Consider the following 26055-nt stretch of genomic DNA (forward strand, 5'->3'; position numbering starts at 1 on the left):
GCGGTTCACTCCGTTCAAGCGGGTCAAGGCGATCTTGCTGGAACGGACTGAGCGCCTCCGGTTGGGACTGCTCAACCAGGACTCCAGTTGCTCGCCCAAACCCGGGCGCTATCAACGGAGAGTGAATCACCGAATCAGCACTTTCGAGTATGAAATTCGGAGCAGGTTATGATCCAGTCCAGTGAGGCGATGTTGGGTAAGGTGGCTGTACTCATGGGAGGCTGGTCAGCCGAGCGTGAAGTCTCCCTGCGTAGCGGCCAGGCAGTCTTGCAGGCTCTGCAACACGCCGGCGTCGATGCCCATGGCATTGATGTGGGGCGGGATGTACTGGCGGTTCTGGAGCAGGGGGCCTATGACCGGGCATTCATTGTCCTGCATGGCCGTGGCGGTGAGGATGGGGTTATCCAGGGGGCTTTGGAAGTGCTGGGCCTGCCCTACACCGGTACCGGCGTGGCCGGTTCTGCCGTGGGCATGAACAAACTCATGACCAAGCAGCTTTGGCAGGGTGCCGGTTTGCCTACCCCCGATTATCGGGTGCTGTCTCCGGGCTTTGACCCGGTGGCAGTGGAAGCGGCCCTGGGGTTGCCACTGATGGTCAAGCCGGCCCTGGAGGGATCGAGCATCGGCATGAGCCGGGTCAGTCAGGTGACGGCATTGCCGGAAGCCTTTGACAGGGCTGCGGCCTGCGGCGGGCCGGTGTTTGCGGAACGCTGGATCACTGGGCAGGAAGTGACCGCAGCCATTGTGGATGGGGAACCACTGCCCCTGATCCGTCTGGAAACGCCCAGGACATTTTATGATTACCAGGCCAAGTATGCGGCCACGGATACCCGTTATCATTGCCCCTGTGGTCTGGACCCGGCCCTTGAAAGTGCAGTTCAGGCCCTGGCCTTGACCGCCTTTGAAGCCGTATCGGGCCGGGGCTGGGGCCGGGTGGATCTGATGATAGACCATGGGGGGCAGCCCTGGCTCATTGAAGTGAACACCGTGCCTGGCATGACTGATCACAGCCTGGTACCGATGGCGGCTCGGGCTGCCGGGCTGGATTTTCAGGCGCTGGTGCTGAAAATTTTGGCCACGACCCTGGATTCGGGGCTGCAATGACGGGGTGCCCATGGGTAGAGCAATGGCAAGGCGAAAGGTGCAGCGGCGACTGCCCTGGTGGCGGGAGCCTCGTCTGCACCGCGCCCTGCGGACCCTGCTGCTGGCAGCGGCACTGATCATGCTCGTGGTGGCCGGTCAGGGGGCCGTGACCTACCTGATGGAACCAGATACCCTGCCGGTTCGTACCGTGACATTGGAAGGAGAACTGCGGCATTTACACCCGGACACCCTCTCGGCAGTGGTGACCCCCCATCTCCAGGCCGGATTTCTGGCCCTGGATCTGCGCCAGATGGAGGCATCGGTACAGGCGTTGCCCTGGGTGCGGGGGGTATGGCTGCGGCGGGAATGGCCCGACCGTATCGTGATTCAGATAGAGGAGCAGGTGCCCGTGGCCCGTTGGGGCAACGATGCTCTGGTGAACCAGTACGGGGAACTGTTTCATCCTGCATTGTCGGAAGCCCCGGAAGGGCTCCCTTTTCTGGAAGGGCGCCAGGGACGTCAGCGGCAGCTCATGGAGCGGTTTTTGGCAGTTCAGGCCCGGTTGGCGGACGTGGGGCTGGAGGTTTCCGGCCTGCGGGAAGACGCCCGCCGTTCCTGGGTCATTCAACTTGAAGATGGGGGGCAGGTATTGATGGGACGGGGCATGGATACCGACCGGCTGGACCGGCTGGTGCGCATGTATCCACGGTTGGAGGCCCATCGTGACCATCCCATCAAGCGCATCGATATGCGCTATACCAACGGCATCGCCGTGGCCTGGCAGTCCCCGGAGCGGGATGGACAATAAGATGGACGGTCCTGGGGGCAAGACAAAACGTATTGAATATTACCGCCCTTGATGGGTTTCCTAGGGGCAGTGCAATCATGCCGATCACCCCGGCAGTGGAGATGAAATTTTATGTCAAAGCGATCGGAGAAGGGAATGATCGTCGGTCTGGATATCGGAACTTCCAAAGTGGAGGCCATTGTCGGTGAAATCAATGACGATGGTGATATCGAGATTATCGGAATCGGTTCCCATCCCTCCCGCGGTCTCAAGAAGGGCGTGGTGGTCAATATTGAATCCACCGTGCAGTCCATTCAGCGGGCCATTGAAGAAGCGGAGCTGATGGCAGGTTGCCGGATTCATTCCGTGTTCACCGGCATTGCCGGCAGTCACGTCAAGAGCCTGAATTCCACAGGGGTGGTGGCCATCAAGGACAAGGAAGTCACGGCAGCGGATGTGGAACGGGTGATTGATGCGGCCCGTGCCGTGGCCATCCCCGCAGACCAACGTATTTTGCATGTCTTGCCTCAGGAGTTCATCATTGATGAACAAGAGGGTATTCGTGAACCCATTGGCATGTCCGGTGTGCGTCTGGAGGCCAAGGTACATTTGGTGACCGGTGCGGTATCTGCCGCCCAGAACATCATCAAATGTGTGCAGCGATGCCGGCTGGATGTGGATGACATTATTCTGGAACAGTTGGCTTCCAGTTATGCGGTACTGACCGAGGATGAAAAGGAATTGGGGGTGTGTTTGGTGGACATTGGTGGTGGCACCACCGACATTGCGATATTCACCGATGGTGCCATCCGGCATACCACAGTGATTCCCATTGCCGGTGACCAGGTGACCAATGATATTGCAGTGGCCTTGCGCACACCCACCCAATATGCCGAGGAAATCAAGATCAAATACGCCTGCGCCCTGCGTCAGCTTGCCAACCCGGAGGAGAACATCGAAGTCCCCGGCGTGGGGGACCGGCCACCCCGGCGGCTTTCCCGACAGACCCTGGCGGGGGTGGTGGAGCCGCGCTACGAGGAACTCATGTCGCTGGTGCGCTCGGAACTGCGCCGCTCCGGCTGTGAGGAGCTGGTGGCGGCGGGGGTGGTGCTCACCGGCGGTTCCTCAAGAATGGAGGGCGTGGCGGAACTGGCCGAGGAGGTATTTCAGATGCCGGTGCGCCTGGGGTTACCCCAGTACGTGACCGGTCTGGTGGATGCGGTGAAAAATCCCACCCATTCCACCGGTGTGGGTTTATTGTTGTTTGGTCAGCAAAGTCGTTACCACACCCTGGAGGACGGGGTGCGGGATGGCAGTATGAAATCGGTCTGGGGGCGGATGAAACACTGGTTTCAGGGCAATCTTTAGGGCACCGCTGCGACGGTGGTCAAGGGCGATCAGATCCGGGCAAAACGGGCGCATGCAGGGGGTGGATGGCATGGTGGTGATCGGAACGTGGAACGATTGTGTTTTTTCAACGAATTGTGGTTTTTAGGAGGTGCTGGACATGTTTGAGCTGATGGATAACCTTCCTCAGAATGCAGTCATCAAGGTCATTGGTGTTGGTGGCGGCGGCGGTAATGCCGTACAGCACATGGTCAACGCATCCATCGAGGGTGTGGACTTTGTGGTGGCCAACACCGATGCCCAGGCGCTCAAGCGGGTGGATGCCAAAACCCTGCTGCAACTGGGATCACACATTACCAAGGGGCTGGGTGCAGGTGCCGACCCGGCAGTGGGCCGTGAGGCGGCCCTGGAAGATCGGGAACGCATCCAGGAAGTGATTGATGGTGCCGATATGGTCTTTATTACCGCCGGCATGGGCGGTGGTACGGGCACCGGGGCTGCGCCGGTAGTGGCCCAGATTGCCAAGGAAATGGGCATTCTCACCGTGGCCGTGGTGACCAAGCCTTTCCCCTTCGAGGGTAAAAAGCGGATGTTGGTGGCCCAGAGCGGCATGGAGAATCTGGCCAAATATGTGGATTCCCTCATTACCATTCCCAATGACAAGCTGCTCTCGGTGCTGGGGAAAAACGTGACCCTGCTGGATGCCTTCAAGGCGGCCAACGATGTGTTGCTGGGGGCCGTACAGGGGATTGCAGAACTCATCACCCGTCCGGGTCTGATCAATGTGGACTTTGCCGACGTGCGCACTGTGATGTCGGAGATGGGGATGGCCATGATGGGCACGGGCACCGCTTCCGGTGGGGATCGTGCCCGGGTTGCTGCCGAGGCCGCCATTTCCAGTCCGCTGCTGGAAGACGTGGACCTGGCCGGCGCCAGAGGTATTTTGGTGAATGTCACCGCCGGTATGGACATGTCCATTGGTGAGTTCGAGGAAGTGGGCGCGGCAGTCAAGGAATTTGCTTCCGAGGATGCCACCGTGGTGGTGGGCACCGTGATTGACCCGGAAATGGACGACGAACTGCGGGTGACTCTGGTCGCCACCGGTCTGGGTACCCCCGGCCAGGCTGCCCGGCCCACCCGGGACCGGCCCACCGTCAAGCTGGTGGAAGCTCGCCAGGTGGCCGTTGGTGGCAACAACGGGCCGGACGTGGTGGATTACGACAAGCTGGATCGGCCTGCCGTGCTGCGTCGGCAGCAGGGCAATGCAGCTTATGACATGTCCAACAACCCCAACATGGACTATCTGGACATTCCTGCTTTCCTGCGCAAGCAGGCCGACTGACCCGGGGCAAGCCCACGGCGGGAGGGTGCTCCTCCCGCCGTTTGCCATGCAGCCAGCAGCGTTCAATGGCATAATGACCAGCTATTTTTCCTGTCGGCGCGCCCGGTACATGCCGTTTTCATGCGTCGCGGGTTCAGAGGACTATCACGTTGATCAAGCAGCGCACGCTCAAAAATACCATCCGGGCCACCGGCGTTGGTCTTCATACCGGCGAAAAAATCTATCTCATGCTGCGGCCCGCCCCCGTGAATGTGGGGGTGGTGTTCCGCCGGGTGGATCTGGACCCGGTGGTGGAGATCAAGGCCCATCCGGAGAACGTGGGGGACACCTGTCTGTCCACTACCGTGGTCAATGGTGATGTGCGTGTCTCTACCGTGGAGCATCTGCTGTCAGCGGTGGCCGGGCTGGGTATCGACAACCTGTATGTGGATGTCAGCGCCCCGGAAGTCCCCATCATGGACGGCAGTGCCGGGCCTTTCGTTTTTTTGATTCAGTCTGCCGGCATCGTCGAACAAAATGCCCCCAAACGCTTCATTCGCATCCGCCGTCCGGTGGAAGTCAGAGAAGACGACAAGTGGGCCAGGCTGGACCCCTTTAATGGTTTCAAGGTGGGATTTTCCATCGATTTCAAGCATCCCATCTTCAGCGGCGGCATTCAGTCGGCGGAGCTGGATTTTTCCACCACGTCCTTTGTCAAGGAAGTCAGTCGCGCCCGCACCTTCGGCTTCATGCGGGAAATCGAAGCCCTGCGCAGTCGGCGGCTGGCCCTGGGGGGGAGCTTGGACAATGCGGTGGTTCTGGATGACTACCGGGTACTTAACGAGGACGGCCTGCGCTACGAGGACGAATTTGTTAAACACAAAATCCTCGACGCCATTGGAGACGTTTATCAACTGGGCCATAGTCTCATCGGGGCGTTTACGGGCTACAAGTCCGGCCATGCCCTGAACAATCGGCTGATTCGCAAGCTGATCACCCAGGAAGATGCCTACGAAATCGTGACTTTCGAGGATGGGGGGGAGCCGCTGCCCATTTCCTACGCTCACGCCCTGGTCACGGCTTGACCGGGGTATGACGCCGCATGGCCAGGCGGCGCAGCACCTGCCCCAACTCCGGGTCCGTCACTGTGTTGGCAGCCCCCAGCAGTGCCTGCCGGGCCTTGGTGGTCAGGGGTTCTGGCGGCTGGAGTCGGGAGGTGGTGGCCGGGGGGGTGACAGCCGGACGTACCCGGATACGGATGGTCCGGGCCTGAATCCCGTGCTCCCGTTGGAGTCGAGCCAGAATGTCCCGTTGCCGGTAGCGCAGCGGCGTAGCCCAGACCCCGGAGTCTGTGACCAGGGTCACCACCCCTGCCTGGATTCCGCTCACCCAGCAATGTTCCCGGGGTCCGGGGGGCAGCAGGGTTTTGATGTCACGGGTGAGCCGTTCCAGCAGGGCGGCTTGTTGCAGCAGATCGGGATTCAGGTAGGTTTGGGTGCGGCGCATGGGCAGGCCGTTGGGTCGTTTGGACGGACAGCCCCAAGATTACCCGTGTTGGCGTCAAAGGCATACCCACCGGGGACTGGACCGGCGCAAACCATCGAAACAGCAGGGCAGGCATCGACATCATGGTGAACATCATTTTCCTGACGGGCAAAGGGGCGGGTTCCCGGCGCTTCCAGATCTCCCGCTGGTATCACCTGACCTTGCCCCTGGCCGCGTTCACGGTCTGTGGCAGCCTGATCCTGGGGGCGGGGTATCAGTGGGGCAAACAGGTGCATGGTGCCGCCGACCCCCGGCTGGCCGCCTGGGGAGAGGCATTACAGGCCCAGCGGCTGGAACTGGAATACACCCGGGATGTGGCCGAGGCGGATATCCGTATCCTGACCCAGCGGGTGGCCCAGCTCCAGGCCCAGATGATGCGCCTGGAAGCATTGGGCGGCAAGCTGGTGAACATGGCTGATCTTGAGGATGGGGAGTTTGATTTTGGCCATCCGCCGGGGCTGGGTGGACCGGAGGAACTGCTACCGGGCGTGTTGCCTGATCTTGACCTGCTGCGGCAACTGGACACCCTGGCCCGACAACTGGAAGATCGGGAATCCCAGTTACGGCTGCTCAGCCAGCTGCTTTTATCGGCCCAACTGGCCGATGAAGTGACCCCCGCCGGACGGCCTGTTGCCTCCGGCTGGATTTCCTCCGGCTACGGCACCCGCACCGACCCCTTTACCGGGCGTCAGGTTTTTCACCGGGGGGTGGATTTTGCCGGCCGACCCGGTACCGAAATCCTGGCCGTGGCCGGTGGCATTGTTATTTTTGCCGATTATCACAACACCTTCGGCAAACTGGTGGAGATTGATCACGGTCAGGGCTATGTCACCCGCTATGCCCATAACCGGGCCATGCGGGTGGCCGTGGGCGATACCGTCCGCAAGGGTCAGGTGATTGCAGAAATGGGCGCCACCGGACGTGCCACCGGTCCCCATGTGCATTTTGAGGTGCTCAAGGATGGCCGCCACATGAACCCCCATCGTTTCATCAATGACGCCGGATAGGGGCTCAGCGGGTCCAGGACCGGCGCGGACCTTTGGTCACTGCGCCTGTGTCGTGGATGCGGTATGATGCCCCTTCACGTTCAGTCACCCAGTGCAGAACCTTTCAATGGTCACAAGTCTCGTCAGAAAGATCTTCGGTAGCCGTAACGACCGCCTGGTCAAGCGATATGGCAAGCAGGTGGGACGGATCAACGAACTGGAACCCGATCTCAAGTCGCTCACCGACGAACAACTTCGGTCAAAAACGGCATTCTTCCGTGAACGCCTCGACAAGGGAGAGCCTCTGGAGGATGTGCTGCCCGAAGCCTTCGCGGTGGCCCGGGAGGCGGGACGGCGCATCATGAACATGCGCCATTTCGATGTTCAGCTCATTGGCGGCATGGTGCTCAATGATAGTCGCATTGCCGAAATGCGCACCGGCGAAGGCAAAACCCTGGTGGCCACCCTGTCGGCCTACCTCAATGCCCTGCCCGGCAAGGGCGTGCATGTGGTCACGGTCAACGACTATCTGGCCCGCCGGGATGCCACCTGGATGGGACGGCTCTACCACGGCCTTGGTCTGACTGTGGGCGTCATCAACTCCTCTGGTGCCAAGGGGGCCAAGCATTCCTATCTGTACGACCCGGAGTTTATCGGTGAAGAAGACGGATACCTCCATCTGCGCCCGGTAACCCGGCGGGAAGCCTATGCCGCCGACATCACCTATGGCACCAACAACGAATTTGGTTTTGACTACTTGCGGGACAACATGGCCTTTCGTGCCGAGGATCGGGTTCAGCGCGAACTGGCCTACGCCATTGTGGACGAAGTGGATTCCATCCTCATCGACGAGGCCCGTACTCCCCTGATCATCTCTGGTCCTACCGGTGAAAACTCCGAGTTGTATCAGCGGATGAAGGACATTGTGCCTCGGCTGCAACGTCAGGAAGACGAAGAAGGGGAAGGGGATTACTATGTGGATGAAAAGGTCAAGCAGGTGTTTTTATCCGAAGACGGCCAGGAACAGGCGGAGCAACTGCTCAAGGAAGCCGGGCTGCTCAAGGCGGATCAGTCCCTGTATGACGCCGCCAGCATCCCTTTGCTGCATCATCTCAATGCGGCCCTGCGTGCCCATGCCATTTTCCAGCGGGATGTTCATTATCTAGTGCGGGACCAGCAGGTGCTCATCATTGATGAATTCACCGGGCGGGTGATGGCCGGTCGGCGCTGGTCGGAGGGCCTGCATCAGGCCGTGGAGGCCAAGGAAGGGGTGCCGATCCAGAACGAAAATCAGACCCTGGCCTCCATCACTTTCCAGAATTATTTCCGCCTCTACGGCAAGCTCTCGGGCATGACCGGGACCGCCGATACCGAAGCCTACGAGTTCCAGCATATCTATGGCCTGGAAGTGGTGGTCATTCCCACCAACAAACCCATGGTCCGCAATGATATGCAGGATCTGGTCTATATGACCCAAAAGGAGAAATACAAGGCCATCATCGAGGACATCAGCCATTGCCGGGAACGGGGTCAGCCGGTACTGGTGGGGACCGCCTCGGTAGAGGCCTCGGAAATCCTGTCCGACCTGCTCAAGAAGGCGAAGATCAGCCACGAAGTCCTCAATGCCAAACAGCATGAACGGGAAGCCCATATCGTGGCCCAGGCGGGCCGACCGGGGGCGGTGACCATTGCCACCAACATGGCCGGTCGCGGCACCGACATCGTACTGGGCGGCAGCCTGGAGGCGGAACTGGAGACCCTGGGCCTCAACCCCGATCCTGACCAGGTGGAAACAATCCGCGTCCAATGGCAGCAGCGCCACGATCAGGTGCTGGAGATGGGCGGCCTGCACATCATTGGCTCCGAACGCCATGAATCCCGCCGTATCGACAACCAGCTACGGGGTCGTGCCGGTCGTCAGGGTGACCCCGGTTCCAGCCGCTTCTTCCTGTCCCTGGAAGATAATCTGATGCGTATCTTTGCCTCCGACCGGGTGAAGATGATCATGCAAAAGCTGGGTATGCAGGAGGGCGAGGCCATCGAGAACGCCTGGGTGACCAAGGCCATCGAAAACGCCCAGCGCAAGGTGGAAGGGCATAACTTTGATATCCGCAAGAATCTGCTCGAATATGACGATGTCGCCAACGATCAGCGCCGGGTAGTCTATGAGCAGCGCCGGGAACTGCTGGATTCCCAGGACATCTCCGACACCATTCGGGTGGTGCGTGAAGACGTGGTGGATCAGGCCATCAGCCGGCATATTCCCCCCGGTTCCATCGATGAACAATGGGATATTCCCGGCCTGACCCAGACCATGGAAGGAGAATTTGGTCTTAAACTGGACATTACCGGCTGGCTGGAGCGGGAGGATGACCTGCACGAGGAATCCTTGCGCGAGCGCCTGCAAGGGGAAGTGCGGGCAGCCATGGAGGCCAAGCAGGCCATCATCGGGCCGGAGATGATGCACCGGATCGAAAAGGATGTGATGCTACAGGTGCTCGACAGCCACTGGAAGGAACATCTGGCCGCCATGGACTATCTGCGCCAGGGTATTGGCCTGCGGGGGTATGCCCAGCGCAATCCCAAGCAGGAATACAAGCGCGAAGCCTTCGCCATGTTCGAAAGCCTGCTGGAGCGGATCAAGCACGATGTGATTTCCATGCTCATGCGGCTGCAGGTGCAGTCACCGGACGATGTGGCCGTCCTGGAAGCCCAGGCCCGCCGTCATGACAAATCAGCCGCCATGGAATTCAAGCATGATCAACCGGACAGTCCCCTGTCCGCAGAGGACGAAGCCCGCCCCCAGGGCAACCCCGAAGATCAGGACCAGGAACCCTATCGGCGGGAAGGCCCCAAGCTGGGGCGCAATGATCCCTGCTGGTGTGGGTCCGGCAAAAAATTCAAGCATTGCCACGGCAGACTGGAGTAATCATTCATGGCGGTGAATCTGTCCGAACCCGTTGCACTGGCGCCTGTGGCTGGTGTTCGTCTCGGTGCTGTGGCGGCGGGTATCCGCTACCAGGGGCGTGACGATCTGGTACTGATGGAGCTGGCGCCGGGCAGCACCTGTGCTGCTGTGTTCACCCGCAATGCCTTTTGTGCAGCTCCGGTGCAGGTGGCCCGGCAGCATCTGGCCAGCGGGGCACCCCGCTATCTGCTGATCAATGCCGGCAATGCCAATGCCGGTACAGGAGCCCAGGGATTGACCGCCGCCCGTTCAAGCTGTGTGGCTGTCGCTGACCATGCCGGGGTGGATATGACCCAGGTATTGCCGTTTTCCACCGGAGTGATTGGTGAGCCATTGCCGGTGGACCGGATCTCGGCGGCCCTGCCCATGGCCATGACGGCCCTGAATGAGCAGGGCTGGATGGACGGGATGCGGGCCATCATGACCACCGATACGGTGGGCAAGGGGGTATCGGAAACAGTACGTCTTTCCGGGGGAACGGTTACCCTCACCGGGATTGCCAAAGGATCGGGCATGATTCATCCCGACATGGCCACCATGCTGGCCTTTCTGGCCACCGATGCCCAGGTGGACAAGGACATGCTGCAGGCCATGCTGCTGCGCTGCAATGAAGCCAGTTTCAATGCCATCACCGTCGATGGTGATACCTCCACGAACGACGCCTGTGTATTGATGGCCACCGGAGCTGCCGGGGTCGGGTTGACCGATATGGCGGATCAGGTGCTGTTCGAGCAGGCATTGCTGCGGGTCTGCCGCCACCTGGCCCATGCCATTGTCCGTGATGGGGAAGGCGCCACCAAGTTCATTACCGTGCGGGTCAGTGGCGCCCGGGATGTGGCCGAAGCCCGTCAGGTGGGTTTTACGGTGGCCTTGTCACCACTGGTGAAAACCGCCCTGTTTGCCTCCGATCCCAACTGGGGCCGTATCCTGGCGGCGGTGGGGCGGGCCGGTATTGCCGATCTGGACGTGGATCGGGTGACCATCCATCTGGATGATGTCTGTATCGTTACCCAGGGTGGGCGCGCCCCCGACTATGAAGAAGCGATGGGACAACAGGTGATGGCAAGGACCGATATCCCCATCAACATCCATCTGGGAGAACGGGGCACGGCCCAGGCCGAAGTCTATACCTGCGATTTTTCCTACGACTATGTGCGTATCAACGCCGAATACCGCTCATGAGTCAACGCCTTCCCGCCTAAGAACGGAAGCTCTCTTAACCAATGACAAGCAGCCAGCCTTTGCGGGTGGCGGTGGCCGCCATCGCCAATGATCGTGATGAATACCTGATTGCCCGTCGCCCTGATCATGTGCATCAGGGTGGGCGATGGGAGTTTCCCGGAGGCAAGATTGAGCCGGGGGAGAACCTGGAAACCGCCCTGTGCCGGGAATTGCGGGAAGAACTGGACATCATCCCCGTAAGCTTTCATCCCCTGATGACCCTGGACCACGCCTATCCTGACCGGCAGGTGCGATTGGAGGTGGTCAGGGTTCATCGCTTCGAAGGCCGGCCTCGGGGCATGGAAGGCCAACCCCTGCGCTGGATGCCTGCCGGTTTATTGCACACCCTGGATTTTCCCGCCGCCAACCGACCGATCATTCAGGCGCTGACGTTGCCGGATCGTGTATTGATCACCCCCGATCTGCGCTGCCCCCATACCCTGCTGGCGGGGCTGCAACGGACCCTGGCCGCAGGTTGGGTCCGCCTGATTCAGTGGCGAACGCCGCGTCTGGAAGGGGAAATCCTTGCCGAACTGATGGCCCAGGTCATGCCACTGTGTCGGGCCAAGGGGGTGCGCCTGTTGCTCAATGGCGATCCTGAGCGGGCCATCACCCTGGGGGCTGATGGCGTACACCTCAACAGCCACCGTCTGGCCTTGCTGGGCCAACGGCCTGAGGGACTGGATGGTCAGCATCTGGTGGGGGCATCGGTACATGATGCCGTGGGGCTGCGGCAGGCCCGGAAGATCGGCGCGGATCTGGTGCTGATTTCTCCAGTGGCCGCCACCTTGACCCACCCAGGGGCGCCCACATTAGGGTGGTCCCGGTTCGAGGAACTGGCCCGGCAGGCTGGCTGTCCGGCCTATGCCCTGGGCGGGATGACGCCGGCCCATGTGGCTACGGCCCAGGACCACGGTGGCCAGGGTATCGCCGGCATCCGGGGACTCTGGCTGGGGCCGGCAGAACCCGATTGAATCCTGCCCGTTAAAGGGCGCAGCAGCTCAGGGTAAACTGAATTTCCCCATCACACTGGGCTGGCCGGGATGTCATATCACCTGCCCGCAGGAAACGCACCGAAAACCGCTGTTTGCCGGCGCTGATCTCCGGGTAGCAGGGGGCATTCATGGGCAGGATGATTCGCAGCATCTGCCAAGGCTGGGTAGTATCCAGGGTCTGTTCATGAAAACCTCTGGGTGCAATCACGGTACGGTTTGCCCCGGCGTTGCGGATCAACTGCAGGATCACACTGACGGATTCCTGGATTTCGGTAAAAGGTTGTGCCCATACCTGCAGCAGTTGCCGGCGTTCCCCGGTGGGGCGAGCCAACCAATAGTGATAGGCTGGCAGATCGAAATCGCAGGTTCCCCCCGGTATGGCGGTCCGCTGGCGGATGCTGTTGAAAAAATCATTGCCCTTGACCTGCCGGTCCATCTGACCACCCAGAGCGTGAATGGTATCAATGAGTTGACGATGGTGGTGGATCACCGAGTTCAAGCGCTGCTGGTCCACGCCGGGTTCACTGCCGAGCCGGCCCAGGTTGACGATCTGCCGCTCCAGCTCTTTTATCAATTCCCGCTTCACATCCACCCGGTTGGTGAGGTTCACCATTTCGATCAAGGTGAGCAGACTGCTGTGGGTATCCGGCGGCGCTTCATGTTTCAGGGCGTGATCAAAGCGCGCCATGAGCATTTCCAGGCGCATGAACAAGCGGACCCGCTCATGCAAGGGTTGTTCGTAGGTGATGGTCATTTTCACGGCGCTGATTATAGGCAATAGCTATCTATGTATCAAGTTTGGAGGCGGCGCTTCCTCCCCCGACTGAAATCAGGGGCTTTCGCACCGGAAATTCTGTGAAAGACACATGCCATCCGGGCATCAACCGGCACCCGCCAGGGCCAGATAGCGCTGGTGCAGGGTGTCGACCTGATGTTCAAGATCAGTGGCTGGCCCCTCGTTGTCGATCACATCATCGGCTATTGCCAGCCGCTGGGTCCTGGAAGCCTGGGTATCCAGGATGGCCTGGATCTGTTGCGCCGATACCCCGTCACGGTGACTGGCTCTGGCTTTTTGGGTGGCCTCGGTACAATCCACCAGCAATACCCGGTCTACCCGTTCCTGAGCGCCTGACTCCAGCAGCAAGGGGACGACCAGGATACAGTAAGGGGGTTTGGCCCTGAGTATTTCCTGGTCCATTTTATCCCAGATCATAGGGTGCAGCAGATGTTCCAGTCTGTGACGGGCTTGGTGGTTCTGGAAGACCTGTTCCCGCAACAGGGCCCGATCCAGACTGCCATCGGGTCTGAGGAGATGGTGACCAAAGGCAGACACCACCGCAGCCAGTCCTGGCGAACCTGGCGCCACCACCTGCCTGGCCATTATATCTGCATCAATGACCGTAATCCCACGGGCCTCAAACAGCCGGGATACGGTGCTTTTGCCGCTGCCAATGCCGCCGGTGAGTCCGATGGTCAACATGGCCTAGTGCATCATGCCCAGATAGGTGTCCACGATCAGATGGCCCCATAGCAGGGCAATCCAGCCCGCAGCGGCCAGATATGGACCAAAAGGCATGGGCAGGTTACGGTCCCGCCCCCTCACGGCAATGAGCAGCAGACCCACCACGGCCCCGACCAGGGACGACAATAAAATGATCAGGGGCAGCATCTGCCAGCCGAGCCAGGCACCCAGGGCAGCCAGTAGTTTGAAGTCGCCATGCCCCATGCCTTCCTTGCCGGTGAGCAAGCGGAAGCCATGGTAGACCAGCCACAGGCTCAGATAGCCAAAGACGGCCCCCAGCAGGCTGCTGGTGGCATCGGTAAACAGGCCACCCAGGTTCAGCACCAGCCCCAGCCATAACAGTGGCAAAGTGATGACATCCGGCAACAGGGTGGTGCGCAGGTCGATCACGGCCAGGGCGATCAAGGCCCAGGTCAACAGCAGGGCTGCCGCCGCTGTCCAGGTGGCACCGAAATACCAGACCACAGCCATGGAGAGCAGGGCGGTGGCCAGTTCCACCAGGGGATACTGGGGGGAAATGGAGGCGCCGCAGGCGGCACATTTGCCCCTGAGAAACAGATAACTCAAGAGGGGGATGTTTTCCAGGGCGGTGATGCCATGGCCGCAGGCGGGACAGGCAGAGCGGGGAAGCAGCAGGTTGTAGGGCGGCGCAGGTTCCTGGTCCACCGGCGGCCCATGGCCCTGTGACCGTTGCCAGTCCAGCACATCCTCCTGCCAGCGCCGCTCCATCATGATCGGCAGTCGATGAATGACCACATTGAGAAAGCTGCCGACCATCAGGCTGAACACCCCGGTCAGGGCCAACAGCAGTGGCAGGCTATCGGTAACGGGAAAACTCATACCACAGACCCCAATTGGAAGATGGGCAGATACATGGCAATCACCAGGCCACCTACCACAACACCCAGGATGGCCATGATCATGGGTTCCATCAGGCTGGCGAGGGCATCAACCATATTGTCCACTTCCTCCTCATAAAAGTCGGCCACCTTGCTCAGCATATCGTCCAGGGCGCCGGATTCCTCGCCGATGGCCACCATTTGTACCACCATGTTGGGGAACACCCCGGAATTGCGCATGGCCTGCTGCAACTGAACCCCGGCGGCGGTTTCATCCCGCATCCGCAAGGTGGCCTCCACAAACAGGGCATTGCCGGTGGCGCCGGCCACCGATTCCATGGATTCCACCAGGGGCACCCCGGCGGAGAACATGGTGGACAAGGTGCGGGAAAAGCGGGCGATGGCGGCTTTGCGCAGCAACTCCCCCACCACCGGAATCCGCAGGGAGAGCAGTTCCAGCCGCCGTCGGAAGGCCCGGGAACGGCGCCGGATCTGAACGAAGGCAAATGCCGCCAGAATAATACCGCCGAAAATGACCCCCCAGTAGCGCTGGAAGGCTTCCGAGATATTGATCACAAACTGGGTGAACACCGGCAGATCAGCGCCAAAGCCCTGGAACAGATCCTGAAACTGGGGGATCACGAAAATCAACAAAATGGAGGTGACGATGAAGCCCACCACCACCACTGCCGCCGGGTAAAACAGGGCTTTTTTGATCTTGCCCTTGAGGGATTCGATCTGCTCCTTGTAGGTGGCAATCCGGTGCAGCAGGGTTTCCAGGGCGCCGGATTGCTCACCGGCCTTGACCAGGTTGATGACCAGATCGTCAAAGTAGGTGGGATGGCGGGCCAGGGCATCGGCAAAAGTGGTACCGCCTTCCACATCGGCCTTGATCTTGAGGATCAGTTCCTGCATGGCCAGGTTTTCGTGGCCCCGGCCAATGATTTCAAAAGATTGTACCAGGGGGACGCCGGCACTCATCATGGTGGCCATCTGGCGCAGAAAAATAGCAATATCCTTGGGGGTGATTCGTTTGCGGGCGCCGAACAGGGGTTTGGGTTTCTTGCGTACCTTGAGGGGATTGATGCCCTGGCGCCGCAGTTCTGCCTTGGCCAGACTTTCATTGATGGCGCTGGTTTCCCCCTTGATCCTGACCCCTTTTTTGTCAACGCCTTCCCAGACAAACACTGTCATTTCAGCCATATCGTTAGTCCTTGGTCACGCGGTTGACTTCTTCAAGACTGGTGACTCCGGCTTTCACCTTGAGTAGCCCGGCCCGTCGCAGGTCATCAACCCCCTCGGCCCGGGCCTGTTCCGCCAGTTGCATGGAATTGCCGCCTTCCAGAATGAGCCGCTGGGTGGCTTGGGAGATGGGCAGTACCTGATAAATCCCCACCCGTCCCTGATAGCCATTGGTACATTGATCGCAGCCCACCGGCTTGAACAGTCTAAAGCCCTGGTCGATTTCTGCTTCAGTGAACCCTTCCTGCAGCAGCGTCTCCCTGGGGATCTCTTCGGGGGCCTTGCAATGATTGCACAGGCGCCGGGCCAGTCGCTGGGCAATGATGAGCAGGATCGAGGAGGCGATGTTGTAGGGGGGCACCCCCATGTTGGCCAGGCGGGTGAGGGTCTGGGGGGCATCATTGGTGTGCAGGGTTGATAGCACCAAATGGCCGGTCTGGGCCGCCTTGATGGCAATTTCGGCAGTTTCCAGATCCCGGATCTCCCCCACCATGATGATATCCGGATCCTGACGCAGGAAGGACCGCAGGGCAGCGGCAAAGGTCAGGCCCACCTTGGGGTTGACGTTCACCTGATTGATGCCGGGCATGTTGATTTCAGCCGGGTCTTCTGCCGTGGAAATGTTCCGGTCGGGGGTATTGAGAATCCCAAGGCCGGTGTAGAGGGAGACGGTTTTACCTGAGCCGGTGGGTCCGGTGACCAGAATCATGCCATAGGGCTTGCTCAGGGCCTTGAGATACAGGGCCTTTTGGTGTTCCTCGTATCCCAGGGCATCAATGCCCATGAAGGCACTGGAGGAATCCAGTATACGCAGCACCACTTTTTCTCCATACAGGGTGGGGCAGCTGTTGACACGAAAATCAATGGCCCGGCCCCGGGAAATCTGCATCTTGATGCGCCCGTCCTGGGGAATCCGCCGCTCGGAGATGTCCATGCGGGACATGACCTTGATGCGGGAGGTGATGCGGGGCGCCAGACTGGTGGGCGGCTGGGCGATGTCATGGAGCACTCCATCGAGACGAAACCGGACCCGGAAGAATTTTTCATAGGGTTCAAAGTGAATGTCCGAGGCCTTGCGATTGATGGCGTCCAGCAGCACCTTGTTGACGAACCGCACCACCGGCGTGTCATCCACATCGCTTTCGGTGGCCTCCTGACCCCGTTCTTCCCTGTCCACTATCTCCAGATTGTCCAGATCCTCGGCCATCAGCCCTTCCATCATGGCAGAGGCGTCGTTGAGGGTATCCTCGATCAGTTTGGCCAGCTTGTCCTGCTCCACCAGTACCGGCTCGGTGGGAATGCCCGTGTTGAACTTGATTTCGTCCAGGGCAAGGACATTCATGGGATCGGACATGGCCACAAACAACCGGTTGCCCCGCCGGAAGATGGGGAGCGCCTGGTGTTGGCGGATCAATTTTTCGTCCACCAGCCGGGTGGGAATGAACTCTCTGTCCAGAGCATCCAGATCAAACAGGGGTGTACCGAACTCTTCGGCGGCCACCTGGGCCAATGTTCTGGCCGTCAGGATTTTTTCCGTGACCAGATGGGCCACCAGGGGCAATCGTTTGCGACGGGACTGCTCCAATGCCTTGTTGGCATCGACCTCGCTGAGAAGCCCATCTTTGACCAGGCGCCGGGCGAGACCACTCAGGGGTATGGATGCGGCGGGTGAGGACATGGGGACTCTGGGTTGGGGGATATGGAGGACTGATCAAGCTGCATGTTGTTTTCGTGCTCAAACGGCCAGCGCCCGCCGCGCCTGCAATGGTTTTGCGGAGCATTTGGCGGCGTTTGACTGGAAACCGATGTCATGTGGAATCCTAAGGCACCAAGCCCCTCAAAAGAAACCCCGCTTGGCCCTCTCCTGGCTACCCCTGGCAGGGGGAATGCGCGGGGGAGATGTTCAATGGTGTTTCAGACCCAACCGCCCCAGCCGGTGACGCAACTGTCGGGCCGTCAATCCCAGATGGCGGGCCGCCAGGGTCGGGTTGCCACCGGCCTGGGCCAGGGCCAGGGTGATGGTCTGTCTTTCCTGCTGCTCCAGATGCTGGGTCAGGGGGCGTTGGGGTGAGGAAGACGGGTCAGGATGCTCGGTGTCGGTGGTGTGGGGCAGCCGCAGGTCCGCCACCTGGATGGTGTTGCTTTCAGTCAGGGTGGCGGCCCGTTCCAGCAGATTTTCCAGTTCCCGCACATTGCCTGGATAATCATGGGCCATCAGGGCCTGGATTGCGGCAGATGTGAGATGTTTGGCTGGTGTATCCCAATGGTCTGCCAGCCGGTTGAGAATATGGGTCGCCAGCAGGGGGATGTCCTCCTGCCGTTCCCGCAGGGCCGGCACCCGCAATTCGATGACATTCAGCCGATAGAACAGATCCTGACGAAAACGCCCGGCCTGAACCTCCACGGCCAAATCCTTGTGGGAGGCCGACAGAATACGCACATCCAGGGGGATTTCATGGGCTGCCCCGATGGGTTTGATGGCCCGCTCCTGAATGGCCCGCAATAACTTGACCTGCATATGCAGGGGCAACTCGGCCACTTCGTCCAGTAACAGGGTGCCCCCCTGGGCCGCCTGAAACAGCCCCTGTTTATCTGCTGTGGCTCCGGTGAAGCTGCCTTTGATATGGCCAAAGAATTCGCTTTCCATCAGTTCGGCGGGGATGGCACCACAGTTGACCGGCACAAAGGGATGCCCCTGTCTGGGACCACGCCGGTGGATCTCCCGGGCTACCCGTTCCTTGCCGCTGCCCGACTCCCCCAGGATATAAACCGGCGCCTGACTGCGGGCCAGCTTGAGGATGGTCTCATTGAGCCGCTGCATGGCGGGGGTATGGCCCAGCAGGCCATGGGGATCGGCCTGCTGGGCCTGTGTCCCGGCGTCTTCCGGTGGGGATTGGCTCAATTTCAGCGCGGTACTCACCAGCCGACGCAGGTTGTGCAGGTCCACCGGCTTGGAGACAAAGTCGAAGGCGCCGGATTTAAGGGCCTGTACCGCAGACTCAACGCTGCCATAGGCGGTGATGACAGCCACCGGCAGGTTCGGATGATGGATCTGCATATGGTCCACCAGGTCAATGCCATCCCCATCCGGCAGGCGCATATCGGTCAGACACAGGTCAAAATGTGTGTTCTCCAGCAGCCGCTTGGCCTCGCTGACCGTACCCACGGCGCGGGTGTGCAACTGCATTCGCCCAAGGGTGATTTCCAGCAGTTCCCGGATATCCGGTTCATCGTCGATGATCAGTACGTTGTGAAGGGTCATCCGTCAGACAGGGTAGGATGGCTGGAGGGCGGCGCCCCGTTGGGCGCTGGAAACTGGATACGAAAGCAGGTGCCATCGGCAAGGGGGATAAGGTCAAGACTGCCGCCGTTGTTTTCGCACAGCTCACGGGAGATGTACAGGCCCAGGCCAACCCCCTCACCACCGGCGCTGATAAAGGGGTCGAACAGTCGTCGGGCCACGATGGAATCGATACCCGGCCCCCGGTCAATCACGTCCAGACTGGCGGCGCCATGGGTCTTTTGAGGGTTGCCTCTAAGGAGAATACAGGGAGATTCCCCGCTCCGGTAGCCGTGGCGCAGGGCATTGGTACACAGGTTCCACAGCACCTGATGCAGGTGTCCAGGATCAAACCAGACCTGCTGATCTGCCCCAGGGAGGGACCAGGTCAACTGTTCAGGGGGCAGGCCGTGGTGGCGCCGAAATTCATCACTGAACTGTGCCAGCCGCGCTCCCAAATCCAGGGGGACCATTTGGGGGGGATGGCGTCGGGACAGATCCAGTACGTTTTGAATGACGTGATTCATACGCCGGCTCTGATCCTGAATGATCCCCGCCAGCCGCCGATCTGCCGGGTCAAGGGCCTCGGACTCTCCCAGTAACTGGGCGGCATGGCTGATGGCGCCCAGGGGGTTGCGGATTTCATGGGCAATACTGGCAGTAAGCCGGCCCAGGGAGGCCAGCTTGAGGGCCTGGGTCTGGCGGCGCAGTTCTGCGGTATCTTCCAGCAGCACAATGGTATCGGCGATCTGGTGCTCCCCCAGGCGGGTGAACCGCACCCGCAATTCCGGTCTGTCTGCTTCGGCAGCCAGGGTTTGGGGGCGGGTTTCCGTCGGTGCCTGTCGCCACAGGCTCAAGGCCTGTTGCAAGGCCGGTGACAGCTGCCCCAGGTCTGTCCCCTGGGCGGCTGCTGGCTGGCCCAGCAGCCGCCGGGCTGCCCCATTGACCAGATGCACCCGGTCGTCATCGTTTACCACGATGATACCTGCATGCATGCCCTCGATAATATGGGCGTTGAGTTCAGCCATGCCCGCCAGGTCTGCACCTCGCCGCTGGGCCAGGGCTTCACTTTCCCTGGCCCGGCGGGCGAGCACCAGGGCCAGCAGGGCGGTGGCGAACAGGCCGGCCCCCAGCAGTCCGGTTTCGGTCAGGGCTGCCTCCCGACCAGGTTCCAGCCAATAGCCATGAATCTGCGCCAGCAGCAGGGCAATGGAGGCGAGCGCGGCAAACAGCAGGGCCGGGCGTCCGGGGGCCAGCAGGCCCAGACCGGCAATGGCGGGAATGGCCAGCACCCCCAGGCCGCTGGTGACGCCGCCGCTGGTGTAGGTCAGCAGGGTAATACAGCTGATGTCCGTGGCCGCCTGCAGGTAGATTTGCAGGTTGGGGGCAGGCCGCCGCAGGCGGGTCGCCACGCCAAAAACCAGGCTCAACAGCAGATAGCCGGTGGCCAGCAGCAGGAACAGTCGGGGATGGGAACTGCCCAGGGCCTGGGGACCGGTACCCAGCACCACCAGCGTGGTGACCATCCCGGCAACAAAAAACCGGTACAGGCTAAAAAGCCCCAGGGCACGCCAGATATCCCCCTGACTGTCCCCCTTTCCTCCCCATCCCGGGTTCGGGACCAGCACCGCAAGCGGTCCTATTCTCGTGTAGACTCTTGCGTCAAGAACAGATCCCGGTGAGCATCGGAACAAAAGGGTCTACCCTCGGCCTGCAGGCTTTCTTCCTCGGGGATATGCAGACCACAGTAGTGGCAGCGCAGCATTTTGCCGGAGGTTTTATACCCGTGGTCGGACATGGTCTGCCGACGTTTGGACGGATGCTCTGGGCGGGGGACATCCGGGGTCTTGAGCATAAGCCGGACCACCATGAACACCAGAACGATGGATGCGATCAGGAACAAGATTTGCATGGCGCGTGATTCGATTGTGAGTGGTGTATAAGAAGGTACTACAGAACACGAATCGGCGGTGAATGTGTAAAGAATGGCTATACCTTTCAACCCAAACCGATAACAGGAGGACGCGACCAGGGCCGCGTCATCGTGCTGTACACGATGGGCTATCCCTCCCCGATCTGAAAGCGGGGTGTCTCGCGCAAAATTGATGAATCTGCATGAATTCCAGGCCAAGAGCCTGTTTCGTGATTACCGGATTTCGGTGCCACCGGGGGTTGCCGTCCACAGTCTGGACCACCTGGATGAAACCATGGCGGCCCTGGACGGTGACAGCTGGATGGTCAAGGCCCAGGTCCATGCCGGCGGTCGTGGCAAGGCTGGCGGTGTCAAACGGGTCAATGGACACGCGGCCCTCAGGACTGCGGTCGGAGACCTGTTGGGTTCCACCCTGGTGACCCATCAGACCGGCCCGGCTGGTCTGCCGGTGAACACGGTACTGATCGAGTCCCTGACGGACATTCAGCGGGAGATGTACCTGGGCCTGCTGGTGGATCGGGCCACCCACCGTGTTGCCATCATGGCTTCGGCGGCGGGGGGGATGGACATCGAAACGGTGGCTGCCGAGACTCCAGAACAGCTGCTGACCCTGTTTGTAGACCCGGTGGCAGGTATCCAGCCCTATCAGGGACGGCGCATCGCGTTTGCGCTGGGTTTGTCTGGCCCCCAGGTGAACCTGTTCGTGGCTTTGCTCACCCGGCTTTACACCCTGTTTATCGAGACCGATGCCAGTTTGATCGAGATCAACCCGTTGGTGGTCACCGGGGAAGGGGAGTTGGTGGCGCTGGATGGCAAGATCAACCTGGATGACAACGCCCTTTACCGTCATCCGGCCCTGATGCAGTGGCAGGATGCCAGTCAGGAAGATGCCCGTGAGGCCCGGGCCAGGGCCCATGAACTCAATTACGTTCGTCTGGATGGCAACATCGGTTGCATGGTCAACGGTGCCGGACTGGCCATGGCCACCATGGACCTGATCAAACTCCACGGTGGCGAGCCGGCCAACTTTCTGGACGTGGGTGGCGGTACCACGGCTGCCCGGGTGACCGAAGCCTTCAAGCTCATTCTTTCCGATGATTCGGTCAAGGCGGTCTTTGTCAATATCTTCGGCGGTATCGTCCGTTGCGACCTGATTGCCGAGGGTATCATCGCGGCGGTGCAGGAGGTCCATGTGACGGTGCCCGTGGTGGTGCGTCTGGAGGGGACCAACGTGGAACAGGGCCGTGCCCTGCTGGCCCGCAGTGACCTTGATATCATTGCCGCCGACAGCCTCACCGACGGGGCGCTCCAGGTGGTACGGGCAGCACAGGCCGCCTGAGCGACCGATGCAGACAGACGACGCGGACACGGATTTAACCTAATGAGCATTCTCATCGACAAGCATACCCGGGTCATCTGCCAGGGGTTCACGGGCCGGCAGGGCACCTTCCATACCGAGCAGGCCCTGGCCTATGGTACCCAGATGGTGGGTGGGGTCACACCCGGCAAGGGTGGCCAGCAGCATCTGGGCCTGCCGGTTTTCAACACCGTACATGACGCGGTACAAGACACCGGCGCCAATGCCACCATGATTTATGTCCCGGCTGCTTTTGCTGCCGATGCCATCCTGGAGGCCGCCGATGCCGGGATTGAAACCATTGTCTGCATCACCGAAGGGATTCCCGTGCTGGACATGCTCAAGGTGAAGGCAGCCCTGACGGGCAGCCGTGCCCGGCTCATTGGTCCCAACTGTCCGGGGATCATCACCCCTGGCGCCTGCAAGATCGGCATTATGCCAGGCCATATTCACCAGCCGGGCAAGGTGGGGATCGTCTCCCGCTCCGGCACCCTCACCTACGAGGCAGTCAAGCAGACCACCGATGCAGGGCTGGGCCAAAGTACCTGTGTCGGCATCGGCGGCGACCCGATTCAGGGCATGAATTTCATCGACTGCCTGCAACTGTTTCAGGCTGATGAACAGACCGAAGGGGTGATCATGGTGGGGGAGATCGGTGGCACTGCCGAAGAAGCCGCCGCAGACTTCATCCGTGACCAGGTCACCAAGCCGGTGGTGGCCTACATTGCCGGGGTGACGGCCCCGCCGGGCCGCCGTATGGGGCATGCCGGTGCCATCATTTCAGGAGGACAGGGGACGGCAGATCAGAAATTTGCCGCCCTGGAAGCCGCCGGGGTGGCCGTGGTGCGCTCCCCCGCAGAGATGGGGGAACGGCTCAAGGCGCTGCTCGTATGAACAGCCTCAAGATCGCCCTGGCACAAATCAATCTCCTGGTGGGCGACGTGGAAGGCAATGCCGAGCGGGTGGTGGTCACCGCCCGGGAGGCCCGGGATCGCCACGGTGCCGATCTGGTGCTGTTTCCCGAACTGACCCTGACCGGCTATCCACCGGAGGATCTGTTACTGCGGGGCACCCTCCTGCAACGGGCGCAAGCCGCCCTGGACCATATTGCCCGTGAAGTATCCGGGATTGATCTGGTGGTGGGACTGCCGCTGCGGGAATCCGGGCGTTTGCACAACAGTGCGGTATATCTGCGGGAGGGCAAGGTACTGGCCCGCTATCACAAGCAGGTACTGCCCAATTACAGCGTCTTTGATGAAAAGCGCTATTTTCACCCTGGCAAGGCCCCCTGTGTGGTGGATGTCAAGGGATTGCCGGTGGCCCTTGCCCTGTGCGAGGACGTTTGGGTTTCCGAACCGGCCCGCCGATCCCGATCCGCCGGCGCCCGGCTGCTGCTCAGTCTCAACGCCTCCCCCTTTCACCTGTCCAAACACGAGGAACGGTTAAAGGTGTTGCGGGATCGGATCTATGAAAGCGGCCTGCCGGTGGTGTATCTGAATGCAGTCGGTGGACAGGACGAACTGGTGTTCGATGGTCATTCCCTGGCGCTGGACCGGGGCGGCGCCTTGCAACTGAATGCCCCCTCCTGGCAGGAAGGGATCTACACCCTGGAGGTGCATTTTGATCGCCGGGATATCAGTCTGAGCGGCGGCCTGATGACACCGATCCCCGCCCCGGAAGCACAGCTGTATCAGGCCCTGGTGATGGGGGTGCGGGATTATGTCAACAAAAACGGCTTCAAGGGTGCCCTGCTGGGCCTGTCCGGGGGGATCGACTCGGCGCTGACCTTGTGTGTTGCCGTGGACGCCCTGGGGCCAGAGCGGGTGGAAGCGGTGATGATGCCTTACCATTACACCGCCGATATGAGCCGGACAGATGCAGCAGCCCAGGCCCGGACCCTGGGGGTGGCATACCGGGAAATCCCCATTGCCCCCATGGTGGAAGCCTTCATGGCTGGTCTGGCGGATGTGCTGGCTGGTTTACCGGCGGACACTACCGAGGAAAACATCCAGGCCCGCTGCCGGGGCACCCTGCTCATGGCCATATCCAATAAAACCGGTCGCATGTTGCTGACCACGGGCAACAAAAGCGAGATGGCTGTGGGTTATGCCACCCTTTACGGGGATATGGCCGGGGGATTTGCCCCACTCAAGGATGTGTCCAAGTGTTGGGTCTACCGCCTGGCCCGGTATCGCAACACCCTGGGGCCTGGGATTCCCGAGCGGGTGATTGAACGTCCCCCCTCGGCGGAACTGGCGCCGGATCAGTGCGATCAGGACAGTTTACCCCCTTACGAAATACTGGACTGTATTCTGGAGCGATTTGTAGAACAGGATCAGTCTTTTACCGATATCGTTTCTGCGGGATTTGAACCGGCCACGGTGGAGCGGGTGATGGCGCTGGTGTTACGCAGTGAATACAAGCGCCGTCAGGCCCCCCCTGGCGTGCGTGTCACCCGTCGCGCTTTTGGCAAGGACCGGCGCTATCCCATCACCTCGGGCTATGGTCGGCTGCTGGGTCGTCAACATCCCGTAGCACTTTCTTCCAACTTGCAGGTCGTTGAAAAAAATGAAAAAGATTGAAGCAATCATCAAACCGTTCAAACTGGAAGACGTCCGCGAGGCGCTGATGGAAATTGGCGTGACGGGGCTGACTGCCACAGAGGTCAAAGGATTTGGTCGGCAGAAAGGTCATACCGAACTGTATCGGGGGGCTGAGTACGTGGTGGACTTCATTCCCAAGGTGAAACTGGAAATCGGTGTGGATGATCATCTGGTGGATGCCTGTGTGGAAGCCATCCTCAAAGCCGCCCGCACCGGCAAGATCGGTGACGGCAAGATTTTTGTCACCGACATGGAACGGGCCATTCGCATCCGTACCGGGGAGGAAAACAGCGACGCCCTGTGAGTGATTCCCGGCGGCAGAACCGGCCCCCATCAGCCCCGGAGCACTGCACCCGGGGCAGGTTCAGGGCATGTTTACCGGTACGTCACCACCTCATCCAGGCGCCGCCGATGAGAAGATTCCGGCAGCTCTGCCGGATAGCCTATACAGAGCAGGGCCAGGGGCCGCAACGCCCCTTCCAGACCCAGACGTTGGGCCACGGCCAGTTCATCGAACCGCCCCACCCAGGTGGAACCCAGACCTGCGGCCACCACCGCCAGTTGGGCATAGGCGGCGACGATGGTGGCATCCTGAATCGAAAACAGGGTCCGGCCCCGGTCACCATAAGCGGTGGCAGCACGTTCTGGATCGCTACAGAACACCAGACAGACCGGCGCCTCGGCAATGAACTGTTGCCCGTAAGCCGCTTGAGCCAGTTCCTCTCGCAGGGCTGGCTGCTTCACACAGATGATACGGTAGGACTGCAGATCCCCCGCCGAGGGCGCGGTCACAGCGGTTTCCAAAATGGCGTGCAACTTTTCCGGTTCTACCGGCATATCGGTCTGGTAGCGCCGAATGGAATGCCGGTGTCTGACCGTCTGAAAGAAATCCCACATCCTCAAAACCCCTGTGTCGTGGTTGTGAATCAGCAAAAACCCGCGTGAACCCTCGCCCACTCGGGCGGGGAGGTCAGCGGGGGCCGCGCAAGCGGCCCTATTTTTGTGTCTTCTGCCCCTGAACATAGG

General features: G+C 60.6%; 23 protein-coding genes. 13 read left to right on the plus strand and 10 right to left on the minus strand.

Annotated elements, in window-relative coordinates; all coding sequences use genetic code 11:
* The first annotated feature begins 168 nt into the window (after positions 1-168).
* From BMX62_RS00815 to lpxC, 5 genes are all read left to right on the plus strand, one after another.
* A complete protein-coding gene (locus BMX62_RS00815; protein WP_090202606.1) occupies positions 169-1104 on the plus strand; it encodes a D-alanine--D-alanine ligase in 936 nt (311 codons plus the stop codon).
* A gap of 22 nt (positions 1105-1126) precedes the next feature.
* The gene (locus BMX62_RS00820) at positions 1127-1891 is read left to right on the plus strand and encodes a cell division protein FtsQ/DivIB (RefSeq protein ID WP_238375789.1); all 765 of its coding nucleotides are present in this window, start codon (positions 1127-1129) and stop codon (positions 1889-1891) included.
* Between the two features lie 111 nt (positions 1892-2002).
* Complete coding sequence (gene ftsA, locus BMX62_RS00825; protein ID WP_090202609.1) at positions 2003-3238, plus strand: cell division protein FtsA; 1236 nt, start codon at positions 2003-2005, stop codon at positions 3236-3238.
* Positions 3239-3377: 139 nt separating this feature from the next.
* Positions 3378-4559 carry a cell division protein FtsZ gene (ftsZ, locus tag BMX62_RS00830; RefSeq protein WP_090202615.1) on the plus strand — a complete coding sequence of 394 codons (1182 nt, stop codon included), beginning with the start codon at positions 3378-3380 and terminating at the stop codon, positions 4557-4559.
* Between the two features lie 149 nt (positions 4560-4708).
* Entirely contained in the window at positions 4709-5623 is a 915-nt protein-coding gene (gene lpxC / locus BMX62_RS00835; RefSeq protein WP_090202618.1) for a UDP-3-O-acyl-N-acetylglucosamine deacetylase, read from the plus strand.
* On the opposite strand, the gene BMX62_RS00840 is transcribed toward lpxC, so the two are convergent.
* Positions 5613-6044, minus strand: coding sequence for a DciA family protein (locus BMX62_RS00840; protein ID WP_090202621.1), 432 nt, complete (start codon positions 6042-6044; stop codon positions 5613-5615). The genes lpxC and BMX62_RS00840 overlap by 11 nt on opposite strands.
* Before the next feature lie 122 nt (positions 6045-6166).
* Here BMX62_RS00840 and BMX62_RS00845 point away from each other — a divergent pair, with 122 nt between their 5' ends.
* The 4 genes from BMX62_RS00845 (at position 6167) to BMX62_RS00860 (ending at position 12232) form a co-directional block, all read left to right on the plus strand.
* The gene (locus BMX62_RS00845; RefSeq protein WP_090202624.1) at positions 6167-7090 is read left to right on the plus strand and encodes a M23 family metallopeptidase; all 924 of its coding nucleotides are present in this window, start codon (positions 6167-6169) and stop codon (positions 7088-7090) included.
* Between the two features lie 106 nt (positions 7091-7196).
* Positions 7197-9998, plus strand: coding sequence for a preprotein translocase subunit SecA (gene secA, locus BMX62_RS00850; protein WP_090202627.1), 2802 nt, complete (start codon positions 7197-7199; stop codon positions 9996-9998).
* 6 nt (positions 9999-10004) lie between these two features.
* Complete coding sequence (argJ, locus tag BMX62_RS00855; RefSeq protein ID WP_090202630.1) at positions 10005-11219, plus strand: bifunctional glutamate N-acetyltransferase/amino-acid acetyltransferase ArgJ; 1215 nt, start codon at positions 10005-10007, stop codon at positions 11217-11219.
* 41 nt (positions 11220-11260) lie between these two features.
* Positions 11261-12232 carry a Nudix family hydrolase gene (locus BMX62_RS00860; RefSeq protein ID WP_090202632.1) on the plus strand — a complete coding sequence of 324 codons (972 nt, stop codon included), beginning with the start codon at positions 11261-11263 and terminating at the stop codon, positions 12230-12232.
* A gap of 10 nt (positions 12233-12242) precedes the next feature.
* On the opposite strand, the gene zapD is transcribed toward BMX62_RS00860, so the two are convergent.
* From zapD to BMX62_RS00900, 8 genes are all read right to left on the minus strand, one after another.
* Positions 12243-13007 carry a cell division protein ZapD gene (gene zapD / locus BMX62_RS00865; RefSeq protein WP_090202636.1) on the minus strand — a complete coding sequence of 255 codons (765 nt, stop codon included), beginning with the start codon at positions 13005-13007 and terminating at the stop codon, positions 12243-12245.
* Positions 13008-13133: 126 nt separating this feature from the next.
* Positions 13134-13733, minus strand: coding sequence for a dephospho-CoA kinase (gene coaE / locus BMX62_RS00870; protein ID WP_090202639.1), 600 nt, complete (start codon positions 13731-13733; stop codon positions 13134-13136).
* A gap of 3 nt (positions 13734-13736) precedes the next feature.
* The gene (locus tag BMX62_RS00875) at positions 13737-14615 is read right to left on the minus strand and encodes a prepilin peptidase (RefSeq protein WP_090202642.1); all 879 of its coding nucleotides are present in this window, start codon (positions 14613-14615) and stop codon (positions 13737-13739) included.
* Positions 14612-15817, minus strand: a complete 1206-nt coding sequence (locus BMX62_RS00880; RefSeq protein ID WP_090202645.1) for a type II secretion system F family protein — start codon at positions 15815-15817, stop codon at positions 14612-14614. The genes BMX62_RS00875 and BMX62_RS00880 overlap by 4 nt, the downstream gene beginning before the upstream one ends.
* A 4-nt stretch (positions 15818-15821) precedes the next feature.
* The gene (gene pilB / locus BMX62_RS00885; RefSeq protein ID WP_090202649.1) at positions 15822-17534 is read right to left on the minus strand and encodes a type IV-A pilus assembly ATPase PilB; all 1713 of its coding nucleotides are present in this window, start codon (positions 17532-17534) and stop codon (positions 15822-15824) included.
* A 225-nt stretch (positions 17535-17759) separates the two neighbouring features.
* Entirely contained in the window at positions 17760-19118 is a 1359-nt protein-coding gene (locus BMX62_RS00890; protein ID WP_090202652.1) for a sigma-54-dependent transcriptional regulator, read from the minus strand.
* Positions 19115-20764 carry a sensor histidine kinase gene (locus tag BMX62_RS00895; protein WP_238375790.1) on the minus strand — a complete coding sequence of 550 codons (1650 nt, stop codon included), beginning with the start codon at positions 20762-20764 and terminating at the stop codon, positions 19115-19117. Before BMX62_RS00895 ends, BMX62_RS00890 begins: the two co-directional genes overlap by 4 nt.
* 11 nt (positions 20765-20775) lie before the next feature.
* On the minus strand, positions 20776-21048 hold the full coding sequence (locus tag BMX62_RS00900) for a PP0621 family protein (protein ID WP_090202655.1): 273 nt from the start codon (positions 21046-21048) through the stop codon (positions 20776-20778).
* Between the two features lie 193 nt (positions 21049-21241).
* On the opposite strand from BMX62_RS00900, the gene sucC reads away from it, so the two are divergent.
* From sucC to BMX62_RS00920, 4 genes are read left to right on the plus strand one after another with little or no spacing between them, the layout of a single operon-like run.
* On the plus strand, positions 21242-22408 hold the full coding sequence (gene sucC, locus BMX62_RS00905; protein ID WP_090202658.1) for an ADP-forming succinate--CoA ligase subunit beta: 1167 nt from the start codon (positions 21242-21244) through the stop codon (positions 22406-22408).
* A gap of 42 nt (positions 22409-22450) precedes the next feature.
* Entirely contained in the window at positions 22451-23320 is an 870-nt protein-coding gene (gene sucD / locus BMX62_RS00910) for a succinate--CoA ligase subunit alpha (protein ID WP_090202661.1), read from the plus strand.
* Positions 23317-25008: an NAD+ synthase gene (locus BMX62_RS00915; protein WP_090202664.1), complete on the plus strand. Its 1692-nt coding sequence runs from the start codon at positions 23317-23319 to the stop codon at positions 25006-25008. Before sucD ends, BMX62_RS00915 begins: the two co-directional genes overlap by 4 nt.
* Entirely contained in the window at positions 24995-25333 is a 339-nt protein-coding gene (locus tag BMX62_RS00920) for a P-II family nitrogen regulator (RefSeq protein WP_090202667.1), read from the plus strand. Before BMX62_RS00915 ends, BMX62_RS00920 begins: the two co-directional genes overlap by 14 nt.
* A gap of 71 nt (positions 25334-25404) precedes the next feature.
* Here the strand turns inward: BMX62_RS00920 and BMX62_RS00925 are convergent, their stop codons facing one another.
* Positions 25405-25926, minus strand: coding sequence for a nitroreductase family protein (locus tag BMX62_RS00925; protein WP_090202670.1), 522 nt, complete (start codon positions 25924-25926; stop codon positions 25405-25407).
* Positions 25927-26055 lie beyond the last annotated feature (129 nt).

Source organism: Ectothiorhodospira magna (assembly GCF_900110965.1).
Classification (GTDB): Bacteria; Pseudomonadota; Gammaproteobacteria; order Ectothiorhodospirales; family Ectothiorhodospiraceae; genus Ectothiorhodospira; species Ectothiorhodospira magna.